The 17511-nt window shown below is 70.2% G+C and carries 15 protein-coding genes; 12 read left to right on the top strand and 3 right to left on the bottom strand.

The annotated features are described in order from the left end of the window. Nucleotides 1-265 precede the first annotated feature (265 nt). From ACFY5C_RS23970 to ACFY5C_RS23950, 5 genes are all read left to right on the top strand, one after another. The gene (locus tag ACFY5C_RS23970; RefSeq protein WP_389447330.1) at nucleotides 266-2803 is read left to right on the top strand and encodes a SpoIIE family protein phosphatase; all 2538 of its coding nucleotides are present in this window, start codon (nucleotides 266-268) and stop codon (nucleotides 2801-2803) included. Next, nucleotides 2800-3891: a sugar ABC transporter substrate-binding protein gene (locus ACFY5C_RS23965; protein WP_389447328.1), complete on the top strand. Its 1092-nt coding sequence runs from the start codon at nucleotides 2800-2802 to the stop codon at nucleotides 3889-3891. The genes ACFY5C_RS23970 and ACFY5C_RS23965 overlap by 4 nt, the downstream gene beginning before the upstream one ends. A 64-nt stretch (nucleotides 3892-3955) precedes the next feature. After that, nucleotides 3956-4132, top strand: a complete 177-nt coding sequence (locus ACFY5C_RS23960) for a hypothetical protein (protein WP_389447326.1) — start codon at nucleotides 3956-3958, stop codon at nucleotides 4130-4132. A 227-nt stretch (nucleotides 4133-4359) separates the two neighbouring features. Next, complete coding sequence (locus ACFY5C_RS23955) at nucleotides 4360-4593, top strand: AsnC family transcriptional regulator (RefSeq protein WP_389447324.1); 234 nt, start codon at nucleotides 4360-4362, stop codon at nucleotides 4591-4593. Between the two features lie 259 nt (nucleotides 4594-4852). Then, complete coding sequence (locus tag ACFY5C_RS23950) at nucleotides 4853-6085, top strand: glycoside hydrolase family 88 protein (RefSeq protein ID WP_389447323.1); 1233 nt, start codon at nucleotides 4853-4855, stop codon at nucleotides 6083-6085. Nucleotides 6086-6101: 16 nt separating this feature from the next. On the opposite strand, the gene ACFY5C_RS23945 is transcribed toward ACFY5C_RS23950, so the two are convergent. After that, entirely contained in the window at nucleotides 6102-7385 is a 1284-nt protein-coding gene (locus ACFY5C_RS23945) for an alginate lyase family protein (RefSeq protein ID WP_389447321.1), read from the bottom strand. Nucleotides 7386-7615: 230 nt separating this feature from the next. Between ACFY5C_RS23945 and ACFY5C_RS23940 the strand changes: the two genes are divergently transcribed. The 5 genes from ACFY5C_RS23940 to ACFY5C_RS23920 all read left to right on the top strand — a co-directional run bounded on the left by ACFY5C_RS23940 (nucleotide 7616) and on the right by ACFY5C_RS23920 (nucleotide 12233). After that, the gene (locus ACFY5C_RS23940; RefSeq protein ID WP_389447319.1) at nucleotides 7616-8701 is read left to right on the top strand and encodes an S-(hydroxymethyl)mycothiol dehydrogenase; all 1086 of its coding nucleotides are present in this window, start codon (nucleotides 7616-7618) and stop codon (nucleotides 8699-8701) included. After that, nucleotides 8701-9333, top strand: coding sequence for an MBL fold metallo-hydrolase (locus ACFY5C_RS23935; RefSeq protein ID WP_389447317.1), 633 nt, complete (start codon nucleotides 8701-8703; stop codon nucleotides 9331-9333). Before ACFY5C_RS23940 ends, ACFY5C_RS23935 begins: the two co-directional genes overlap by 1 nt. Before the next feature lie 196 nt (nucleotides 9334-9529). Next, nucleotides 9530-9892 (top strand): bifunctional 3-phenylpropionate/cinnamic acid dioxygenase ferredoxin subunit, encoded by a 363-nt coding sequence (locus tag ACFY5C_RS23930; protein ID WP_383599170.1) that lies wholly within the window; start codon nucleotides 9530-9532, stop codon nucleotides 9890-9892. After that, a complete protein-coding gene (locus tag ACFY5C_RS23925) occupies nucleotides 9889-11052 on the top strand; it encodes an NAD(P)/FAD-dependent oxidoreductase (protein ID WP_389447315.1) in 1164 nt (387 codons plus the stop codon). Before ACFY5C_RS23930 ends, ACFY5C_RS23925 begins: the two co-directional genes overlap by 4 nt. Before the next feature lie 50 nt (nucleotides 11053-11102). Further along, a complete protein-coding gene (locus tag ACFY5C_RS23920; RefSeq protein WP_389447313.1) occupies nucleotides 11103-12233 on the top strand; it encodes an aromatic ring-hydroxylating dioxygenase subunit alpha in 1131 nt (376 codons plus the stop codon). A 9-nt stretch (nucleotides 12234-12242) separates the two neighbouring features. Here the strand turns inward: ACFY5C_RS23920 and ACFY5C_RS23915 are convergent, their stop codons facing one another. Further along, complete coding sequence (locus ACFY5C_RS23915) at nucleotides 12243-13025, bottom strand: IclR family transcriptional regulator (protein ID WP_389447669.1); 783 nt, start codon at nucleotides 13023-13025, stop codon at nucleotides 12243-12245. A 166-nt stretch (nucleotides 13026-13191) separates the two neighbouring features. Between ACFY5C_RS23915 and betA the strand changes: the two genes are divergently transcribed. Then, entirely contained in the window at nucleotides 13192-14862 is a 1671-nt protein-coding gene (gene betA / locus ACFY5C_RS23910) for a choline dehydrogenase (RefSeq protein ID WP_389447311.1), read from the top strand. Between the two features lie 75 nt (nucleotides 14863-14937). Here the strand turns inward: betA and purU are convergent, their stop codons facing one another. Next, on the bottom strand, nucleotides 14938-15819 hold the full coding sequence (gene purU / locus ACFY5C_RS23905; protein ID WP_389447309.1) for a formyltetrahydrofolate deformylase: 882 nt from the start codon (nucleotides 15817-15819) through the stop codon (nucleotides 14938-14940). Nucleotides 15820-16034: 215 nt separating this feature from the next. Here purU and ACFY5C_RS23900 point away from each other — a divergent pair, with 215 nt between their 5' ends. Beyond that, on the top strand, nucleotides 16035-17504 hold the full coding sequence (locus ACFY5C_RS23900; RefSeq protein WP_389447307.1) for an aldehyde dehydrogenase family protein: 1470 nt from the start codon (nucleotides 16035-16037) through the stop codon (nucleotides 17502-17504). The last annotated feature ends 7 nt before the right edge of the window (nucleotides 17505-17511 follow it).

The raw sequence follows: 17511 nt of genomic DNA, 5'->3' as shown, positions 1-17511 counted from the left end.
TCTGCGAGCGCGGTGAGTCTGTCCGAGCGCGATGACGATGTCCGAGAGTGATGAGTCCGGCCGAGCGCGATGAGTCCGTCCGAGAGCGATGAGTCCGTCCGAGAGCGATGAGCGGTCCGAGAGCAATGATGATGACCGAGAGCAATGAAGCAGATATGTCCGGCTCATCCATGTATGCGATTCTGGTGGGGGAGCGACCGGGGCGGCGGGAGGTGCCCCGATCTCCTTCGGCACCTCCGGCACGGACGGGAGGTTGGTTGCGGACATGCCTCATGACGGCCGTGCCCGGACCGGAGTTTCGACCCCGGGGGCATCCGAGGTCGGCACCGCAGACACCGGTTCACCGTCAACGGGGCCGCAGGCCGCCACGAACGACCGGGCCCTGACGTTCGCCGGAGCGGCGCTGGTGGCCGTCTATGCGCCCGCTGGCGGAGACGGCGAACTTCAGTTGCTGGAGACAGCCGCCGGCGCCATTCCCGAGTACCGGCTGCCGGAGCGGCTCGCCCTGTCGGGCGGATCGGCCGCCGCGCACGCCTTCCGCACCGACCGCCCGCTGTGGCTGAACGCCGCGGCCCTCGCCTCCTACCCCGTGGGCGCCCCCACCCCGCCGCGAGCGAGGGCGGCGTCGCTCGGCGCGCTGCCTCTGGAGAGGGAAGGCATCCGGCTCGGCTGTCTGGTCGTCGTGGGAGCCTCCGCGGACGGCTTCGACGCCGGGCAACAGCGCTTCCTGGAGCGGTACGCCGACGCGCTCGCCGGTCTGCTGCAGGCCGAGTCCGGCCGGCCCGCAGCCTCGGGCCTGCTGGGCCGTGCCCTGCGCAGTCTGCGCGTCGGCTCCTTCGTGCTCGAGCCGGACACCGGACTGATCGAGGCGGACGGGACCCTGCTCGACCTGGTCGGCACGACCTCGGACGACTTCGACGGCAAGGCGGACACCCTCCTCGCGCACGCCCTGCCCGAGGACATGCCCGCGCTGATGTCGGTCCTGGAGCCCTCCGCCCAGACGTCCGGCCGGCGGGAGCTGGAGTTCCGGGTCCGCTGCCCGACCGGCGAGATGCGCTGGCTGAGCCTGATCTGCCGGGTCGTCCCGCACACCGACGACCGGCCGGAGCAGGTGCTGGGCGTGGTGACGGCCACCTCGGTCAAGAGCCGCAGCACCGACGACGTCTCACGGATCCAGTGGCTGACCGCCGCCCTCGACGACGCCGCGACGGTCCGCGACGTCGGCCGGGTCGCGGTCACCGCGCTGCGCGAGCCCCTCGGCGCCGCCCGGGTGGCGCTCGCAGACGTACGCGAGGACCGGCTCGTCGTGACCCTGCTCGACCCACCGCAACCCGACGCCTGGCCCGACCTGTGGCGGGCCCAGTGGCGTTCCGAGTGGCCCGACGCGCCGGTCAGCGCCCTGCCCACCCTGCAGATGGCCTTGCAGGACGGCCGGATGGATCTGTGGCCCGCGGGCACGGCCCTCGAACCCGGCCTCGCGGGTATCGGCGCCGGCGGCCTGGCGGTCCTGCCGCTCCCGGCCAAGGGCCGGGTCACCGGCGTGTGTCTGGTCGGCTGGGACCAGCCGCACGAGTTCATCCCCGAGGAGCGGTCGCTGCTGACCGCCACCGCGGCGTTGATCGGGCAGGCCCTCAAGCGGGCCCACGCCTACGACGCCGAGCAGGAACTCGCGACCATGCTGCAGCGCAGCCTGCTGCCCCGGCGCCTGCCCGAACTGCCCGGCGGCACGGCCGTCGCCCGCTACCTGCCCGCCAGACGCGGGCTCCAGGTGGGCGGTGACTGGTACGACGTCATCGCCCTGTCCCAGGACCGGGTGGCGCTGGTCATCGGCGATGTGCAGGGGCACAGTGCCGCGGCGGCGACGATCATGGGCCAGATGCGCACGGCGGTCAGGGCGTACGCCGTGGAGGGCCACCCGCCCGACGTGGTCGTCTCCCATGCCAACCGCCTCCTGGTCGGCATGGAGACCGACCTGTTCGCCACCTGCTGCTATGTCGAACTGGACATGGAGGAGGGCAACACCCTGTTCGTGCGGGCCGGGCATCTGTCACCGCTGCTGCGGCACCCGGACGGCGCCACCGAGGAGGTGCAGGTCGAGGGAGGGCCGCCGCTGGGGATCCTCGCCGAGGCGGACTTCCCCATGACCGCGATCGCGCTGACCCCGGGCTCGGTGCTGGCCCTGGTCACCGACGGCCTGGTCGAGGCCGCCGATCTGCCCCTGGACGTCGGCATGGAGCGGACGCGCAGGGCCCTCGCCGCGGCCGCCCCGGCGGACCCGGCACGGATGGCCGACGCGCTGCTCGGCGACATCGGCCGGCGTGAGGACGACGTGGCGCTTCTGCTGCTGCGCTACGACGGCATGCGGACCCGGCCGATCCGGTCCAGCTGGGTCGTGTGGCGGCTGCCCGACGCGGTCATGCACGCCCGCCGCTTCACCGCGCGCACCCTGCGCAAGTGGCACGTCCAGGAATCCGCCGACGCGGTGCTGCTCGTCGTCTCCGAACTGGTCACCAACGCCCTGGTGCACACCCAGGGCTCGGTCACCCTCGACCTGATGCTGCGCGGCGACCGGGTACGGGTCAGCGTGAGCGATGCCTCGCCGCGGGCGCCCGCCAAGCCGGTGATCGTGGACTGGGAGTCGACCGGCGGCCGGGGACTGCTCCTCGTCGAAGCGGTGTCGGACTCCTTCGGCTCGGTGCCGGTGGCCGGCGGGAAGCAGGTGTGGAGCGAGGTCACCGTGCCGCGACGCGGGCCCGCTGCCGCCGACTCGAGCCCGACGACGGAACGAGGCGAGCTGCCATGAGGACCCGTACGCTGCACCTCGTCGCGGCGCTCGTCGCGGGACTGCTGGCGGTGCCCCTGGCCGCCTGCGGCGGAGACGGTGAGGCCGGCGAGGCCGGTGAGGACAGCTTCACGGTCGGCCTGCTGCTCCCGAACCGGGTCACACCCCGCTGGGAGCAGGCCGACAAGCCGCTGATCGAGCAGCACCTCAGGCAGCTCTGCCCCGACTGCACCATGGCGTACGCCAACGCCGAGAACGACGCGGCGCGGCAGCGGGAACAGATGATCTCCATGATCACCAAGGGGATCAAGGTCCTGATCCTCGACCCCGCCGACAGCAAGGCCCTGCGTTCCCCGATCCGGGAGGCACGCAGGGCGGGTGTCCCGGTCGTCGCGTACGACCGGCTCGCCGAAGGCCCGATCTCCGGCTTCGTCAGCTTCGACGGCGATCAGGTCGGCAAGTTGCAGGGCGAGGCGATCCTCAAGGCCATGCGGGAGAGGGCCAACGGCAGAACCGTCGTGATGATGAACGGCGATCCGAGCAGCGCCAACGCGGCATGGTTCCGCAAGGGCGCGCTGTCCGTCATCGCGGACAAGGCCAAGATCGCCAGGTCTTACGACACCGTGGGATGGAGTACGGAGAACGCCAACGCCAACATGACCGCCGCCATCGCCGCCCTGGGGGCGGACCGCATCAGCGGTGTCGTCGCGGCCAACGACGCCATCGCCGCCGGCGTCGTCTCCGCCTTCAAGAAGGCCGGTGTCCGCAAGCCGCCCCCGATCACCGGGCAGGACGCCGACCTCGAGGCCGTGCGGCGCATCGTCGCCGGCGAGCAGTACATGACGGTGTACAAGCCGTTCGAGAAGGAGGCCGCCGCGGCCGCAGCCATGGCCGTCGCCCTCGGAAAGGGAGAGGGGGCCGACGAGGTTTCGACGACGACCACCGACAGCCCGACGCACGAGGACATCCCGTCCATCCTGCTCACTCCGAGAGCGGTGACGGCCGACAACCTCAAGCAGACCCTCGTCGACGGCGGCCTCTACACCACCCAACAGATCTGCACGCCCAGGCTCCGCTCCGCCTGTGCCACGCTCGGACTCACCGGATGAGACGGGCTGGTCGGTGCGACGGGCCGGGCGCAGCATGGAGATGAGCGACCAACGGAGGTCAGCCATGAAGACCGGAGCCTCGGACTACGACCGCTGGCTGTACTCGCACACCCCGTCCCAGGCCGAGGGCGAACGCGACGAACCGGCGGAGCGCACGGCCGTGCAGCAGCACCCGGACGTCCCCAGGACCGAGCCGTCCCAGGCCGAGGGCGAACGGCTGGAGGACTTCAGGACCCCGTGATCGGCGAGAGCCGGGAACTCTGGAAGCCGTCCACGCCCACTCGGTGATGCCCGCGCAGAGCCGGCTCCATGTGGTGCCGGTGGGCGTGCCGCGGTCGAACATGCCCGGGGCCAGCTCGTCCGTCTCTTCCAGGAAGAGGTGCGCCACCCAACCCTGGCTCCCTTCCTGTCACCCACCACTGACAGCGCGGCCGGGCCCCCTGCACCCCTCACCCACCGCTCCGACGAGTGGGCAGGTCCCCGCCCGTGCACGGCCGACGGCCTGCCGCTTGTCGGCCCGTCGGCGAACTCTCCCGCGCCGACCGCCTGTTGGTGAACGCGCTGGCGGGGGACGGCCGGTGCACCTGCGACGAACTGGCCCGCGTGTCCGGGGTGTCCGAGGCCACCGCCCGACGCCGATTGGGCGCGCGAACGCCAACTGCAGGTCCTGACCGCGTTCCCGGACGAGACGGCCCTCCATGACTTCGTCACGCGCTCCCCGTGGTTGCGCGAGGCGGTGTCCGTGGACGTGTCCATGGTTCTCGGTTCGCTGAAGCGCGGCGGGATGCTCGCGCCGTGGCTGCGCGACTGACGTCCCACGAGGTCCGTCCATGCATCCCCGATACATCCCGACAGACGTGTTCACACTGATGAACATTGCTCATGTGGGTGTACATCAATGTGCCCGCCGTGCAACGCTCGGTCAACTCCGCTCTCCCCTCGACCAGTTGGAGGAACCGGCATGAATGTTTCCCGGCGGACAGTGCTGGCCACGGCGGTCGGCGCCGCGGCTGCGGGCGCGTCCTCGACACCCGCCACGGCCGCGGACGTGAACGCCGGTCGGACGCCGGCACCCACCCTCCGCAAGCTCCGCGCGGCGGCCGACTACGCCGTCGAAAAGCTGCACACCGTCGCACCGAGCGTGACCGCCTTCCCCGTCGGCACGAAGTTCGAGAAGTGGACCTACTCGCAGAACGGCGACTGGGTAGGCGGGTTCTGGCCGGGCACGCTGTGGATGGCCTGGCTCTACAGCGGGGACGACGCCTTCCGCACGCAGGCGCTGGCCTCGGCGCAGAAGCTGGCCCCCCGCCAGAACGACACCGGTACGCACGACCTCGGCTTCCTCTTCTACCCGTCCTGGGTCACCGCCTGGCGACTGACGGGTGACGAGGCGTGGCGGACCGGTGCCGTACGGGCGGCCGACTCCCTGATCCAGCGGTACAACCCGCGCGGGCGCTTCATCAGAGCGTGGGGCGGGCTGAACGAAGAGGGGAACGCCGGCCGCGTCATCATCGACACGATGATGAACCTCGACCTGCTGGCGTTCGCGAGCAGCCAGACCGGCGACCACAAGTACCTGGACATCGCCGTGGAACACGCGAAGACGGCTCAGCGGGTCTTCCTGCGCCCGGACGGGTCGACGCCTCACGTCTACGACTTCGACCCGAGGAGCGGCGCCGCGATCGGACCGAACACCGTGCAGGGGTACAGCCCCACGTCCTGCTGGTCGCGAGGCCAGGCGTGGGGGCTGTACGGGTTCACCACGATGTACCGCCGTACCGGGAACCCCGAGTTCCTGGCCACCGCCCGCAGACTCGCGGACTTCGCGATCGGGGCGCTGACCCCGGACCACGTCCCGGTCTGGGACTACCGCGCGCCGCAACAGCCGTACGACATCAAGGACGCGTCGGCCGGGGCGATCATGGCGTGCGGACTGCTCGACCTCGCCGCGGCCACCGGCAGGCACGCCTACCGCGAGGTGGCGCTGCGACTGCTCACCGCGCTGTCGGAGACGTGCCTGACGAGGAACTCGGCCCGCGCGCAAGCGGTGGTGGCCCGCTGCACGCGCAACCGGCCGGCCGAGGACGGGATCGAGATCTCCCTTCCCTACGCCGACTACTACCTGCTGGAAGGCATCCTGCGGGTGCTGCAGCCGCGGGACGTCGACCGCGCGATCGACCTCTCCAGGGTCTGAACCGGCAGGCCGGCGGTCACCCCGTGATGGAGTCCAGCTGTTCCGCCGCCGGGCGCAGGGCCCACAGGTCGCCGCCCGGGGGTGCCTCCAGCAGGGGTACGGCTCGCTGCGCCTGCCTGTCCCCGGCGTCGGCGGCCGCGTGCACGACGTCGGTCGCCGCGTACCGGTGGAACTCCATCTCGGGGTGCGGCCAGGCGGCGGCCCCCGTCGCGGCGGGCAGCAGATAGTCCACCGCCTTGAACAGGCTCTGCCCGTCCGGTCCACGGTAGGCCCACAGGTTCACCCCCACGTGCCGGCCGATGGCCGCGAGCCGGGTGTAGGCGACCAGGTCGAACGTCGAGTAGTGCCAACTCCTGGTCCGGGTCAGTTCCTGAGGCTGGCTGCCGTCGGGCGCGATCTGCGGCGCGATGCGCTTGCTCCGGGCGTCAAGGACCGTCCGGCGGGCCAGCTCCTTGTCGCCGGTTGCCCAGGCGAGGCCGGCGAGCTGCATGTCGTAGAAGGTGCCGTGGTTGTTGGTGGCCGCGGCCTCCTGCTTGCCGAAGTCGCTGTTCCTGAGCCAGTCGCGGAAGGCGGTGTTCCACCGTGCCATCCCGGCGCGGTCCCTCGCGGTCCAGCCGGGAGCGCCGGTCTGCAGCAGGGCGAGTGCGTCGAGGACGCTGGTGTAGGACTGCGAGAAGTCGATGATGCCGATGGCGCGGCCGTCGTACTTGCATGGAATGAACTGGGCGTGGTCGAGGTTCGGGTTCATCCTCGTGGCCGGATCGAGGAACCAGGTCCGCAGCACCTGGCCGGCCTTCTCGGCGTACCGCTCGTCGCCGGTGTAGTACCAGGCGAGCGAGAGGTCGTAGGTGGAGTCGAAGGTCTTCTCGACGTCCTGGCGGTCGGTGCCGGAGTCGACCTCCGGGTTGCGCTCGCCGTCGCGCTGCACATACGGGCAGCCCCACGGATTGTCCGCTGTCGGGGTCTTGGTGGGCCACCAGTACGGGGCCTGACTGAGGTAGTCGTGCACGTCGCCGCCGGGTGCCGGCCGGGGTTTGTCTACGACCGTCCACGGGCCCTGGTTCAGCCATCTGTCCGCGCGTGTCCGCAACGCCCGGACAGCCTGCCGGAGTTGGGGGTCGCCGCGATCGAGGCGGATCTTCGTCTGATGCAGGCGCCGGCCGTCCAGGACGGCGGTGTTCGGGATGCGTGGTGCCTGCTGTGCCTCTGCCGGAGCCGAGGCGGCGGGGGCAGGGGCGGCGCCGGTGGTCAACGCGGCCAGGACTGCCACGAGGACGCCCAAGCGGGATCTTGTAGTCATGAGCCACTCCCAGGCTGTCGGTGTTGATCATTGTTCAAGAATATGAATGACGTTCAGCCTCGTGTTTGCGTGAGCATGCCACGACGGTCGGGTCCATGGAAGGGGTCGCGCCACGGTTTGCCGGACCCTTGACCGCCGTTCGGCTCTCCCTGATGCTGTGTTGCGATGTATGAGATGCGTGCCGTAATGAGCAACATCTGATTCCGGTCTCGACCAGCCGAGGAGTGGCCATGACGCACCAGGTCCGTGCTGTCGTCGCGCGGGGCAAGGGCGCCCCCGTCAGCCTGGAGACGATCCTCGTGCCGGATCCGGGCCCGGGCGAGGCGCTGGTGAAGATCGAGGCCTGCGGGGTCTGCCACACCGACCTGCACTATCGCGAGGGCGGCATCAACGACGACTTCCCCTTCCTGCTCGGCCATGAGGCCGCCGGTGTCGTGGAGTCGGTGGGGGAGGGCGTCACCGACGTCGCCCCCGGCGACTTCGTCGTCCTCAACTGGCGTGCGGTGTGCGGGCAGTGCAGGGCCTGTCTGCGCGGCCGGCCGTGGTACTGCTTCGCCACCCACAACGCGAAGCAGAAGATGACCCTGCCGGACGGCACCGAGTTGTCCCCGGCGCTGGGCATCGGTGCGTTCGCGGAGAAGACGCTGGTGGCGGCAGGACAGTGCACGAAGGTCGACCCGGCCGCGTCGGCGGCCGTGGCCGGGCTGCTGGGCTGCGGGGTGATGGCGGGCATCGGCGCGGCCATCAATACCGGGAACGTCGGCCGGGGCGACTCGGTCGCCGTCATCGGCTGCGGCGGCGTCGGGGCCGCGGCGATCGCCGGGTCGAACCTGGCGGGCGCGGCGAAGATCATCGCGGTGGACATCGACGACCGCAAGCTGGAGACCGCCAGGAAGCTGGGCGCGACGCACACCGTCAACTCCCAGGACTCCGACGCGATCGAGGCGATCCGTGAGCTGACCGGCGGATTCGGCGCCGACGTCGTCATCGAGGCGGTCGGCCGTCCGGAGACGTACAAGCAGGCCTTCTACGCCCGCGACCTCGCCGGCACGGTCGTGCTGGTCGGCGTCCCGACTCCGGAGATGAAGCTGGAGCTGCCGCTGCTGGACGTCTTCGGACGCGGCGGGGCGCTGAAGTCGTCCTGGTACGGCGACTGCCTGCCGAGCCGGGACTTCCCGATGCTGATCGACCTCCATCTGCAGGGCCGGCTGCCCCTCGACGCCTTCGTCACGGAGACCATCGCGCTGGACGACGTCGAGAAGGCCTTCGAGCGGATGCACCACGGCGACGTGCTGCGCTCGGTGGTGGTCCTCTGATGGCCGGCGCCGGCATCGAACGCCTGGTCACTTCGGGGACGTTCTCCCTGGACGGCGGCACCTGGGACGTCGACAACAACGTGTGGATCGTCGGCGACGACACCGAGGCGATCGTCATCGACGCCGCCCACGACGCCGGGGCGATCGCCGAAGCCCTCGGCGGCCGCACGGTGCGGGCCATCGTGTGCACCCACGCCCACAACGACCACATCGACGCCGCTCCGGAACTCGCGGAGCGCACCCGTGCCCCGGTCCTGCTCCACGGTGACGATCTGCCGCTGTGGAAGCAGACCCACCCCGACCGGATGCCCGACGGCGACCTGACCGACGGCCAGGTGCTCACGGTGGCCGGCATCGAACTGACCGTGCTGCACACGCCCGGCCACGCCCCCGGCGCGGTCTGTCTGTATGCGCCGGCCCTGACGGCGCTCTTCAGCGGCGACACGCTGTTCGCCGGCGGGCCGGGGGCGACGGGGAGGTCGTACAGCCACTTCCCGACCATCGTCGAGTCGATCCGGGAGCGGCTGCTGACGCTGCCGGGCGACACCGTCGTGCACACCGGGCACGGGGAGACCACGACCGTGGCCGCGGAGGCCCCGCACCTCCAGGAGTGGATCGACCGCGGCTTCTGACCGCCTTCCGGAAGGTCTTCGTACGGCGCCCGTTCCACCTGTTTCCGCAGGTGGTTCGGGCGTTTCGAGCTGCCCGGAAATCGCGTGAACAGCCGGTCCGAACGAGGCCCATGGATGCCTTGACAACGCTTCCGGGCGGCCTTCAGACTGGCGTTGCGCTCATCGCAATCCGTTTCGCTATACGCACCGAGGTGTCATGATGATTCCCGCGTGCCGTCTCGCGGATCTCCCGCGAGGCGAGGCCCTCCGGCTCGATATCGATCCGCCGGTCTCGGTGTTCCACACCGACGATGGCGAGCTCTTCGCCATCGACGACACCTGCACCCACCAGGACGCCTCGCTCGCCGACGGCTGGCTGGAGGGCTGCGAGGTGGAATGCCCGCTGCATGCCTCGAAGTTCGACCTGCGAACCGGCGCGGTCGACGCCCCGCCGGCGAAGCTCCCGGTCCGGACCCACGAGGTCGTCGTCGAGGACGGCGTGGTCCACGTCCGGCTGTCCATGGACGCCCCCAACCTGCCGCCCTGCGTCGCAGCCCGGCTCGCCGGGGGAGTCGCGTGAGGACGGTGGCCGTGGTCGGCGCCTCGCTGGCCGGTCTGTCGGCGGCGCGCTCCCTGCGTAAGCAGGGCTACGACGGACGGCTGGTCGTCATCGGGGACGAGCTGCACCGCCCGTACGACAGGCCCCCGCTGTCCAAGGAGTTCCTGGCCGGCACCCTCGGCGAGACGGAACTCGCGCTGGAGACGGACGACGAGGACCTTCGGGCCGAGTGGCTGCTCGGCACCCGTGCCGTCGGACTCGACCGCACGGAGCGCACCGTCCGGCTCGGCGACGGGCAGCAGGTGCGCGCCGACGGAGTCGTCCTCGCGACCGGCGCCGCGGCGCGCACCCTGCCCGGCTCCGAGGGGCTGTCCGGCGTGCACACCCTGCGCACCCTGGACGACGCCCGCGCCCTGCGCGACGAACTGGCCCGCGGCGGACGGCTGGTGGTGATCGGCGGCGGCTTCATCGGCGCGGAGGTCGCCTCCACCGCGTACGCCCTCGGGCTCGAGGTGACCGTGGTGGAGGTGGCGCCGACGCCGCTCGCCGGACCGCTCGGCGAGACCATGGGTGCCGTCGTCTCCGCGCTCCACGCCGACCACGGCGTACGGCTGTTGTGCGGTGTGGGCGTCAAGGGGCTGAGCGGGGAGACCCGCGTCGACGCCGTCCTGCTGGAGGACGGCCGCAGCCTCCCCGCCGACATCGTCGTGGTCGGGGTCGGCGCGAGTCCGTGCGTGCAGTGGCTGGACGGCTCCGGCGTCGAACTCGACAACGGCGTCAAGTGCGGGGCGGACGGCCGCACCAGCGTGTCCGGTGTCGTCGCGGTCGGCGACTGCGCCAACTGGTACGACCCCCGTGCGGGCTTTCACCGCCGTGTCGAGCACTGGACCGGTGCCCGGGAGCGGCCCGACGCCGCGGTCGCCACGCTGCTGGCGGGCGGTGCGGTGGCACCGGGGGTGCCCCGGCCGCCGTACTTCTGGTCCGACCAGTACGGCGTGAAGATCCAGTTCGTCGGGCACGCGGCCGGCGCCGACAGCGTGACCGTCGAGGCGGGCGCCGCGGACGACCGTGACGTGCTGGCCGTCTACCGGCGTGCCGGGGACCCGGTCGCCGTGCTCGGCATGAACCAGCCGCGCCTGTTCACCCGCTGGCGCAAGCAGCTCGCCGCGGCGACGTCCTGACCCCGCCCTTGAGGCAACACCCCGCCACGACGTTCTCCGAGGAGTGCCCCGTGACCTCGACCAGCCTGCCGGACAGTCTGATCGCCACTCTCCCCGGCTCCTCCTACACCGATCCGGTGATCTTCGCCCAGGAGCAGGAGCGCATATTCGAGACCATGTGGTTCTGCGTCGCGCGCGCGTCCGACCTCGCCAGGCCCGGCGCCTTCCGCACCTTCGACGTGGGCCGCGAGAGCATCCTCGTCACCCGGGCGAGGGACAGCAGTATCCGGGCCTACTTCAACGTGTGCCGGCACCGCGGAGCCAAGCTCTGCACCCAGGAGTCCGGCGAGGTCAAACGGGCCTTCCAGTGCCCGTACCACGCCTGGACGTACGACCTGAACGGCAAGCTCGTCGCGGCACCCAACCTCACCAAGATGCCCGACGTCGGCCGCACCGAGTACGGCCTGGTGAGTGTGGCCGTACGTGAGTGGCTCGGCTATGTGTGGGTGTGCCTGGCGGAGAACCCGCCCTCCTTCGAGGAGGAGGTCATCGGCGAGATCGTCGCCCGCCTCGGTGACGTCGAGTCGATCGAGCGGTACGGCGTCGAGGACCTCTCCGTGGGCAAGCGGATCGTCTACGACGTCAAGGCGAACTGGAAGCTCATCATCGAGAACTTCATGGAGTGCTACCACTGCGCCACCATCCACCCCGAACTCACCGAGGTGCTCCCGGAGTTCGCGGACGGTTACGCCGCCCAGTACTACGTCGGCCACGGTGCCGAGTTCGGTGCGGACGTGCAGGGCTTCACCGTCGACGGGTCCGAGGGCCTGGACCGCATCCCCGGTGTCGCCGACGACCAGGACCGCCGCTACTACGCGATCACCGTCAGGCCGCAGGTGTTCATCAACCTCGTCCCCGACCATGTGATCTTCCACCGGATGTATCCGGTGTCCGTCGACCGCACGATCGTCGAGTGCGACTGGCTCTACCTCCCGCACGTCGTCGAGAGCGGCAAGGACGTCAGCCGGTCCGTGGAACTCTTCGACCGGGTCAACCGCCAGGACTTCGACGCGTGCGAACGCACGCAGCCCGGCATGAGCTCCCGGCTGTACGCCAAGGGGGGAGTACTGGTGCCCAGCGAGCACCACATCGGTGCCTTCCACGACTGGGTGAACGAGCGTCTCGGCGTCCCCCGGTCGTAGCCGGGCGGGTCAGCCCAGGTAGCCCATTCGGTGGCTGATCTCCTCGGCGCCCTTGAGCAGCACCGGGGAGAGCTCGTGCAGGCGCTCCTCGGTGAAGCGGTAGGCGGGCCCGGACGCGCTGAGGGCCGCGACGACCTCGCCGTCCCGGTTGCGGACCGGCGCGGCGATGGCGTGCAGGCCGATCTCCAGCTCTTCGAGCGTGAAGGAGTAGCCGCGCTCGCGGGCCTCGGCGAGGTTCTTCTCGAGCTTGGTCTTCGCCGTGATGGTGTGCGGGGTGACCCTCTTCATGCCCGTGGTGGACAGCAGCGCGGCGCGCTCCTTGGCGGGCATGTGGGCCAGCAGGATCTTGCCGCTCGACGTGGCGTGCAGCGGGGTCAGCTGGCCGACCCAGTTGTGCGCTGTGATCGCGCCCGGGCCGCGAACCTGGTAGAGGTTGATCGCGTAGTGCTCCTGCATGACGGCGATGTTCACCGTCTCGCCGAGCTCCTCGGCAAGGCGCTCGCAGACCGGACGGCCCTGCTGGGTGATGTCGATACGGCCGGTGACCGCGCCGGCCAGCCGGACGATGCCGAAACCGAGCCGGTACTTACCACGCTCGCCCGCCTGCTCCACCAGACCGCGCGCCTCCAGGGCGCCGAGCAGGCGGAAGGCGGTGGACTTGTGCACGTCGATCTCGGCCGCGACCTCACTGACGCCTGCTTCACCACGTTGGGCGAGGATCTCCAGCACGCTGATGGCACGATCCACCGACTGGACCCCGCCGGCCTGCGAGTTCGACGTTTCCGTGTCCATGCTGTAGTTGCTCACAGTAAAACTATACGCGCAGTAAACAACGCCACGGCAAGCAACAGAGCCGTGATCGGCCCATGAAAAGTTGCGCGGTTCGCAACCTGGTGCGTATCGCGAACCCACCGCTAGCATGCCTCGCGTATCAACGGCGCGAGCGAGACGAGGCACCATGGCACCTGTGCACTTCGACTTCCTCATCGTCGGCGGCGGATCGGCCGGCAGCGCACTGGCGAACCGGCTCTCCGCGGACCCGGCCAACCGGGTGCTGGTGCTGGAGGCGGGCCGCACCGACTATCCGTGGGACGTCTTCATCCAGATGCCCGCGGCGCTGACCTACCCGATCGGCAACCGGTTCTACGACTGGAAGTACGAGTCCGAGCCCGAGCCCCACATGGGCGGCAGGCGCGTCTATCACGCCCGCGGCAAGGTGCTGGGCGGCTCCAGCAGCATCAACGGCATGATCTTCCAGCGCGGCAACCCCATGGACTACGAGCGCTGGGCGGCCGACCCGGGCATGGAGACCTGGGACTACGCGCACTGTCTGCCGTACTTCCGGCGAATGGAGAACTGCCTGGCGGCCGACCCGGACGACGAGTTCCGCGGGCACGACGGCCCTCTCGTGCTCGAACGCGGCCCGGCGACCAACCCCCTCTTCGGCGCCTTCCTCAAGGCCACCGAGGAGGCGGGCTACGCCCCCACCGACGACGTCAACGGGTACCGGCAGGAGGGCTTCGCCAAGTTCGACCGCAACGTCCATCGCGGCCGCCGCCTGTCCGCCTCGAAGGCGTACCTCAAGCCCGCCATGGACCGGCCTAACCTCACGGTCATGACCCGCACCCTCGTCACCCGGGTCCTGTTCGAGGGCAACCGGGCCGTCGGCGTCGAGTGCCGGCGCGGCCGGGGCCCGCTCAAGCAGGTCCGCGCCAAGGAGGTCATCCTCTGCGGTGGCGCGATCAACTCCCCGCAGCTTCTCCAGCTCTCCGGGGTCGGCAACGCCGAGGAGCTGCGTGCCCTCGGCGTCGACGTCGTCCACGACCTCCCGGGCGTCGGCGAGAACATGCAGGACCACCTGGAGGTGTACGTCCAGTACGCCTGCAAGCAGCCCGTCTCCATGCAGCCGTACATGGCGAAGTGGCGTGCCCCCTTCATCGGGCTCCAGTGGCTCTTCCGCAAGGGCCCGGCCGCCACCAACCACTTCGAGGCCGGCGGCTTCGCCCGCAGCAACGACGACGTGGACTACCCCAACCTGATGTTCCACTTCCTGCCCGTCGCGGTCCGCTACGACGGCTCCTCGCCCTCCGGCGGCCACGGCTACCAGGTGCATGTGGGCCCGATGTACTCAGATGCCATCGGCTCCGTGAAGATCAAGAGCAAGGACCCGAACGAACACCCGGCGCTGCGCTTCAACTACCTCTCCACCGAGCAGGACCGCCGCGAATGGGTCGAGGCGATCCGCGTGGCCCGCAGGATTCTCGAACAGCCCGCACTCGCGCCGTACAACGACGGGGAGATCTCGCCCGGGCCGGGCGTCGCGACCGACGAGGAGATCCTCGCCTGGGTGGCCGAGGAGGGCGAGACGGCCCTGCATCCCTCCTGCACGTGCAAGATGGGCACCGACGACATGTCCGTCGTCGACCCGACCAGCATGCGGGTGCACGGCCTGGAGGGCCTGCGCGTGGTGGACGCCTCCGTGATGCCGTACGTCACCAACGGCAACATCTACGCGCCGGTGATGATGATCGCCGAGAAGGCCGCCGACCTCATCCTCGGCAGAAAGCCGCTGGAGCCGTCCACGGCCGCGTACTACCGCTACCCCGACGCCCGCAAGCAGGCGAAGTAGCCGCGCGGCTGAAGGGCCGTCGTATACGACGAGTGGGCCGGAGAGCCGGCCCACTCACCCGTGTGGCCGAGTCGTTCAGCGGAAGACGACCGTGCGGTTGCCGTCCACCATGACGCGGCTCTCGCTGTGCCACTTCACGGCGTGTGCCAGCACCTGCGCCTCCACGTCCCGTCCGACCGTGACCAGCTCGCCGGGGTCGAGCGAGTGGTCCACCCGCACCACGTCCTGCTCGATGATCTGCCCCTCGTCGAGGTCCGGCGTCACATAGTGGGCGGTCGCGCCGACCAGCTTCACGCCGCGCTCGTACGCCTGGTCGTAGGGGCGTGCGCCCTTGAAGCTGGGCAGGAAGGAGTGGTGGATGTTGATGGCGCGGCCCTCGAGCTGCTTGCAGAGGTCGTCGGAGAGGATCTGCATGTAGCGGGCCAGTACCACCAGGTCGACGTCCAGTTCCTGCACCAGCTCCAGCAGCCGCGCCTCGGCGTCGGGCTTGGTCTCCTTGGTCACCGGGATGTGGTGGAAGGGCACGCCGTAGGTCTGCGCGAGCCCCTCGAAGTCCCGGTGGTTGGAGACGATCGCGGGGATCTCGATGTTGAGGGCGCCGGTGCGCATGCGGAACAGCAGGTCGTTCAGGCAGTGTCCGAACCGGGACACCATGATCAGTGTCCGGACCGGCGTGGCCGCCTCGCTCAGGGCCCAGGCGATGCGGTAGGCCTGGGCGACAGGGCCGAACCGGTAACGCAGACCTTCCACCGTGGCGTCGGGATCGGAGACGTCGAAGTGGACCCGCATGAAGAAGCGGCCCTGGAGCCGGTCGTCGAACTGCTGGCTTTCCAGGATGTTTCCGGAGTTCCGGACGAGAAAGCCGCTCACGGCGTGAACGAGACCGGCACTGTCGGGACAGGAGAGGGTGAGAACGTACTCGCGGCCGGATTGCGATCGGGGGAAATTGGGGGACACGTCGGCCTCCGTCGGTGCGCATTGCACAACATGGTGAGCGATGCGCAACATGGTCGGCTCGGTGCCGCTTCCGGTCAAGGGTGGCCGGGAACGTGATCGCATGGTCAAATCGTCATCGGCCAACCTCTTGACGTCCGTCTGGTCATTCGCAAGGGTGTTCCACCACAAGCAATCGGGTGCACGATGCGCAACGACTTCGTTGAAAGGCTCGGCGCGTGGCAGACCTGTACGTGGATGGCGAATGGCGGGAGCCGGTGGCCGGCGGGCAGCGGGACATCCGGTGCCCCGCCGACGGCACGCTCGTGGCGACCGTCTCGGAAGGGACACGTGCCGACACCGAGGCGGCGATCGCCGCGGCCCGCCGCGCCTTCGACGAGGGGACCTGGCCGGGCACTCCCGAGCGGGAGCGCGGGGCGCTGCTGCTGCGCACCGCCGACCTGATCGAGCGCGACGCCAAGGAATTCGCCCGCGCCGAATCCCTGGACACCGGAAAGCGGCTGGTGGAGAGCGAGTACGACATCGCCGATGTCGTCTCCTGTTTCCGCTACTACGGCGGCATCGCCGGCACCGACGCCGGACGTGTGATCGACACCGGCCGCGACGACGCCGTGAGCCGCGTCGTCCATGAGCCGGTCGGTGTGTGCGGACTGATCACACCTTGGAACTACCCGCTGCTGCAGGCCAGTTGGAAGGTCGCCCCGGCGCTCCTGGCCGGCAACACGATCGTCCTCAAGCCGAGTGAGCTGACCCCGTCCACCTCCATCCTGCTGATGAAGGCCCTGGAGGAAGCCGGGCTACCGGCCGGTGCCGCGGGCCTCGTCCTGGGCGCCGGGCCCGAAGCGGGCGCACCGCTCAGCGAGCACCCCGCCGTCGACATGGTCTCCTTCACCGGAGGCGTCGAGACCGGCAAACGCATCATGGCCACCGCCGCCGCGAGCGTGAAAAAAGTGGCGCTGGAACTCGGCGGCAAGAACCCCAACGTGGTCTTCGCCGACGCCGACTTCGAGACGGCCGTGGACTTCGCGCTCACGGCCGTCTTCCTGCACTCCGGGCAGGTCTGCTCGGCCGGCGCCCGGCTGATCGTCGAGGACCGCCTGCACGACCGCTTCGTCGACGAGGTCGTCCGCCGTGCCCGGCAGATCCGCCTCGGCGGCCCCTTCGACCCCGAGGCCGAGACCGGGGCGCTGATCTCCGCACAGCACCGGGCCAAGGTCGAGGCATATGTCGCGGCCGGCCTCGCCGAGGGTGCCGTACTGCGCTGCGGCGGCGCCCGGCCGGACGACCCCGCGCTGGGAGCCGGCCACTACTACCTGCCCACCGTGCTCGACGAGTGCCGACAGGACATGCGCGTGGTGCACGAGGAGTCCTTCGGACCCGTGCTCACGGTCGAGCGCTTCACCGACGAGGACGACGCCGTACGCATCGCCAACGACACCGAGTACGGACTGGCCGGAGCCGTCTGGACGCAGGACGCGGGCAAGGCCCAGCGCGTCGCTCGGCGGCTGCGTCACGGCACGGTGTGGATCAACGACTACCACCCCTATGTGCCGCAGGCGGAATGGGGTGGGTTCGGGCATTCGGGCGTGGGCCGGGAGTTGGGACCGACCGGCCTGAACGAGTACCGGGAGCCCAAGCACATCTGGCAGAACATCCAACCCCGGCCGCAACACTGGTTCCGCGGCTGAACGCCGA

The organism is Streptomyces sp. NPDC012935 (assembly GCF_042900345.1).
In the GTDB taxonomy this organism is placed as follows: domain Bacteria; phylum Actinomycetota; class Actinomycetes; order Streptomycetales; family Streptomycetaceae; genus Streptomyces.
Note: the sequence above shows the minus strand (reverse complement) of the source record. Positions and strands in the feature narration are given on the sequence as shown.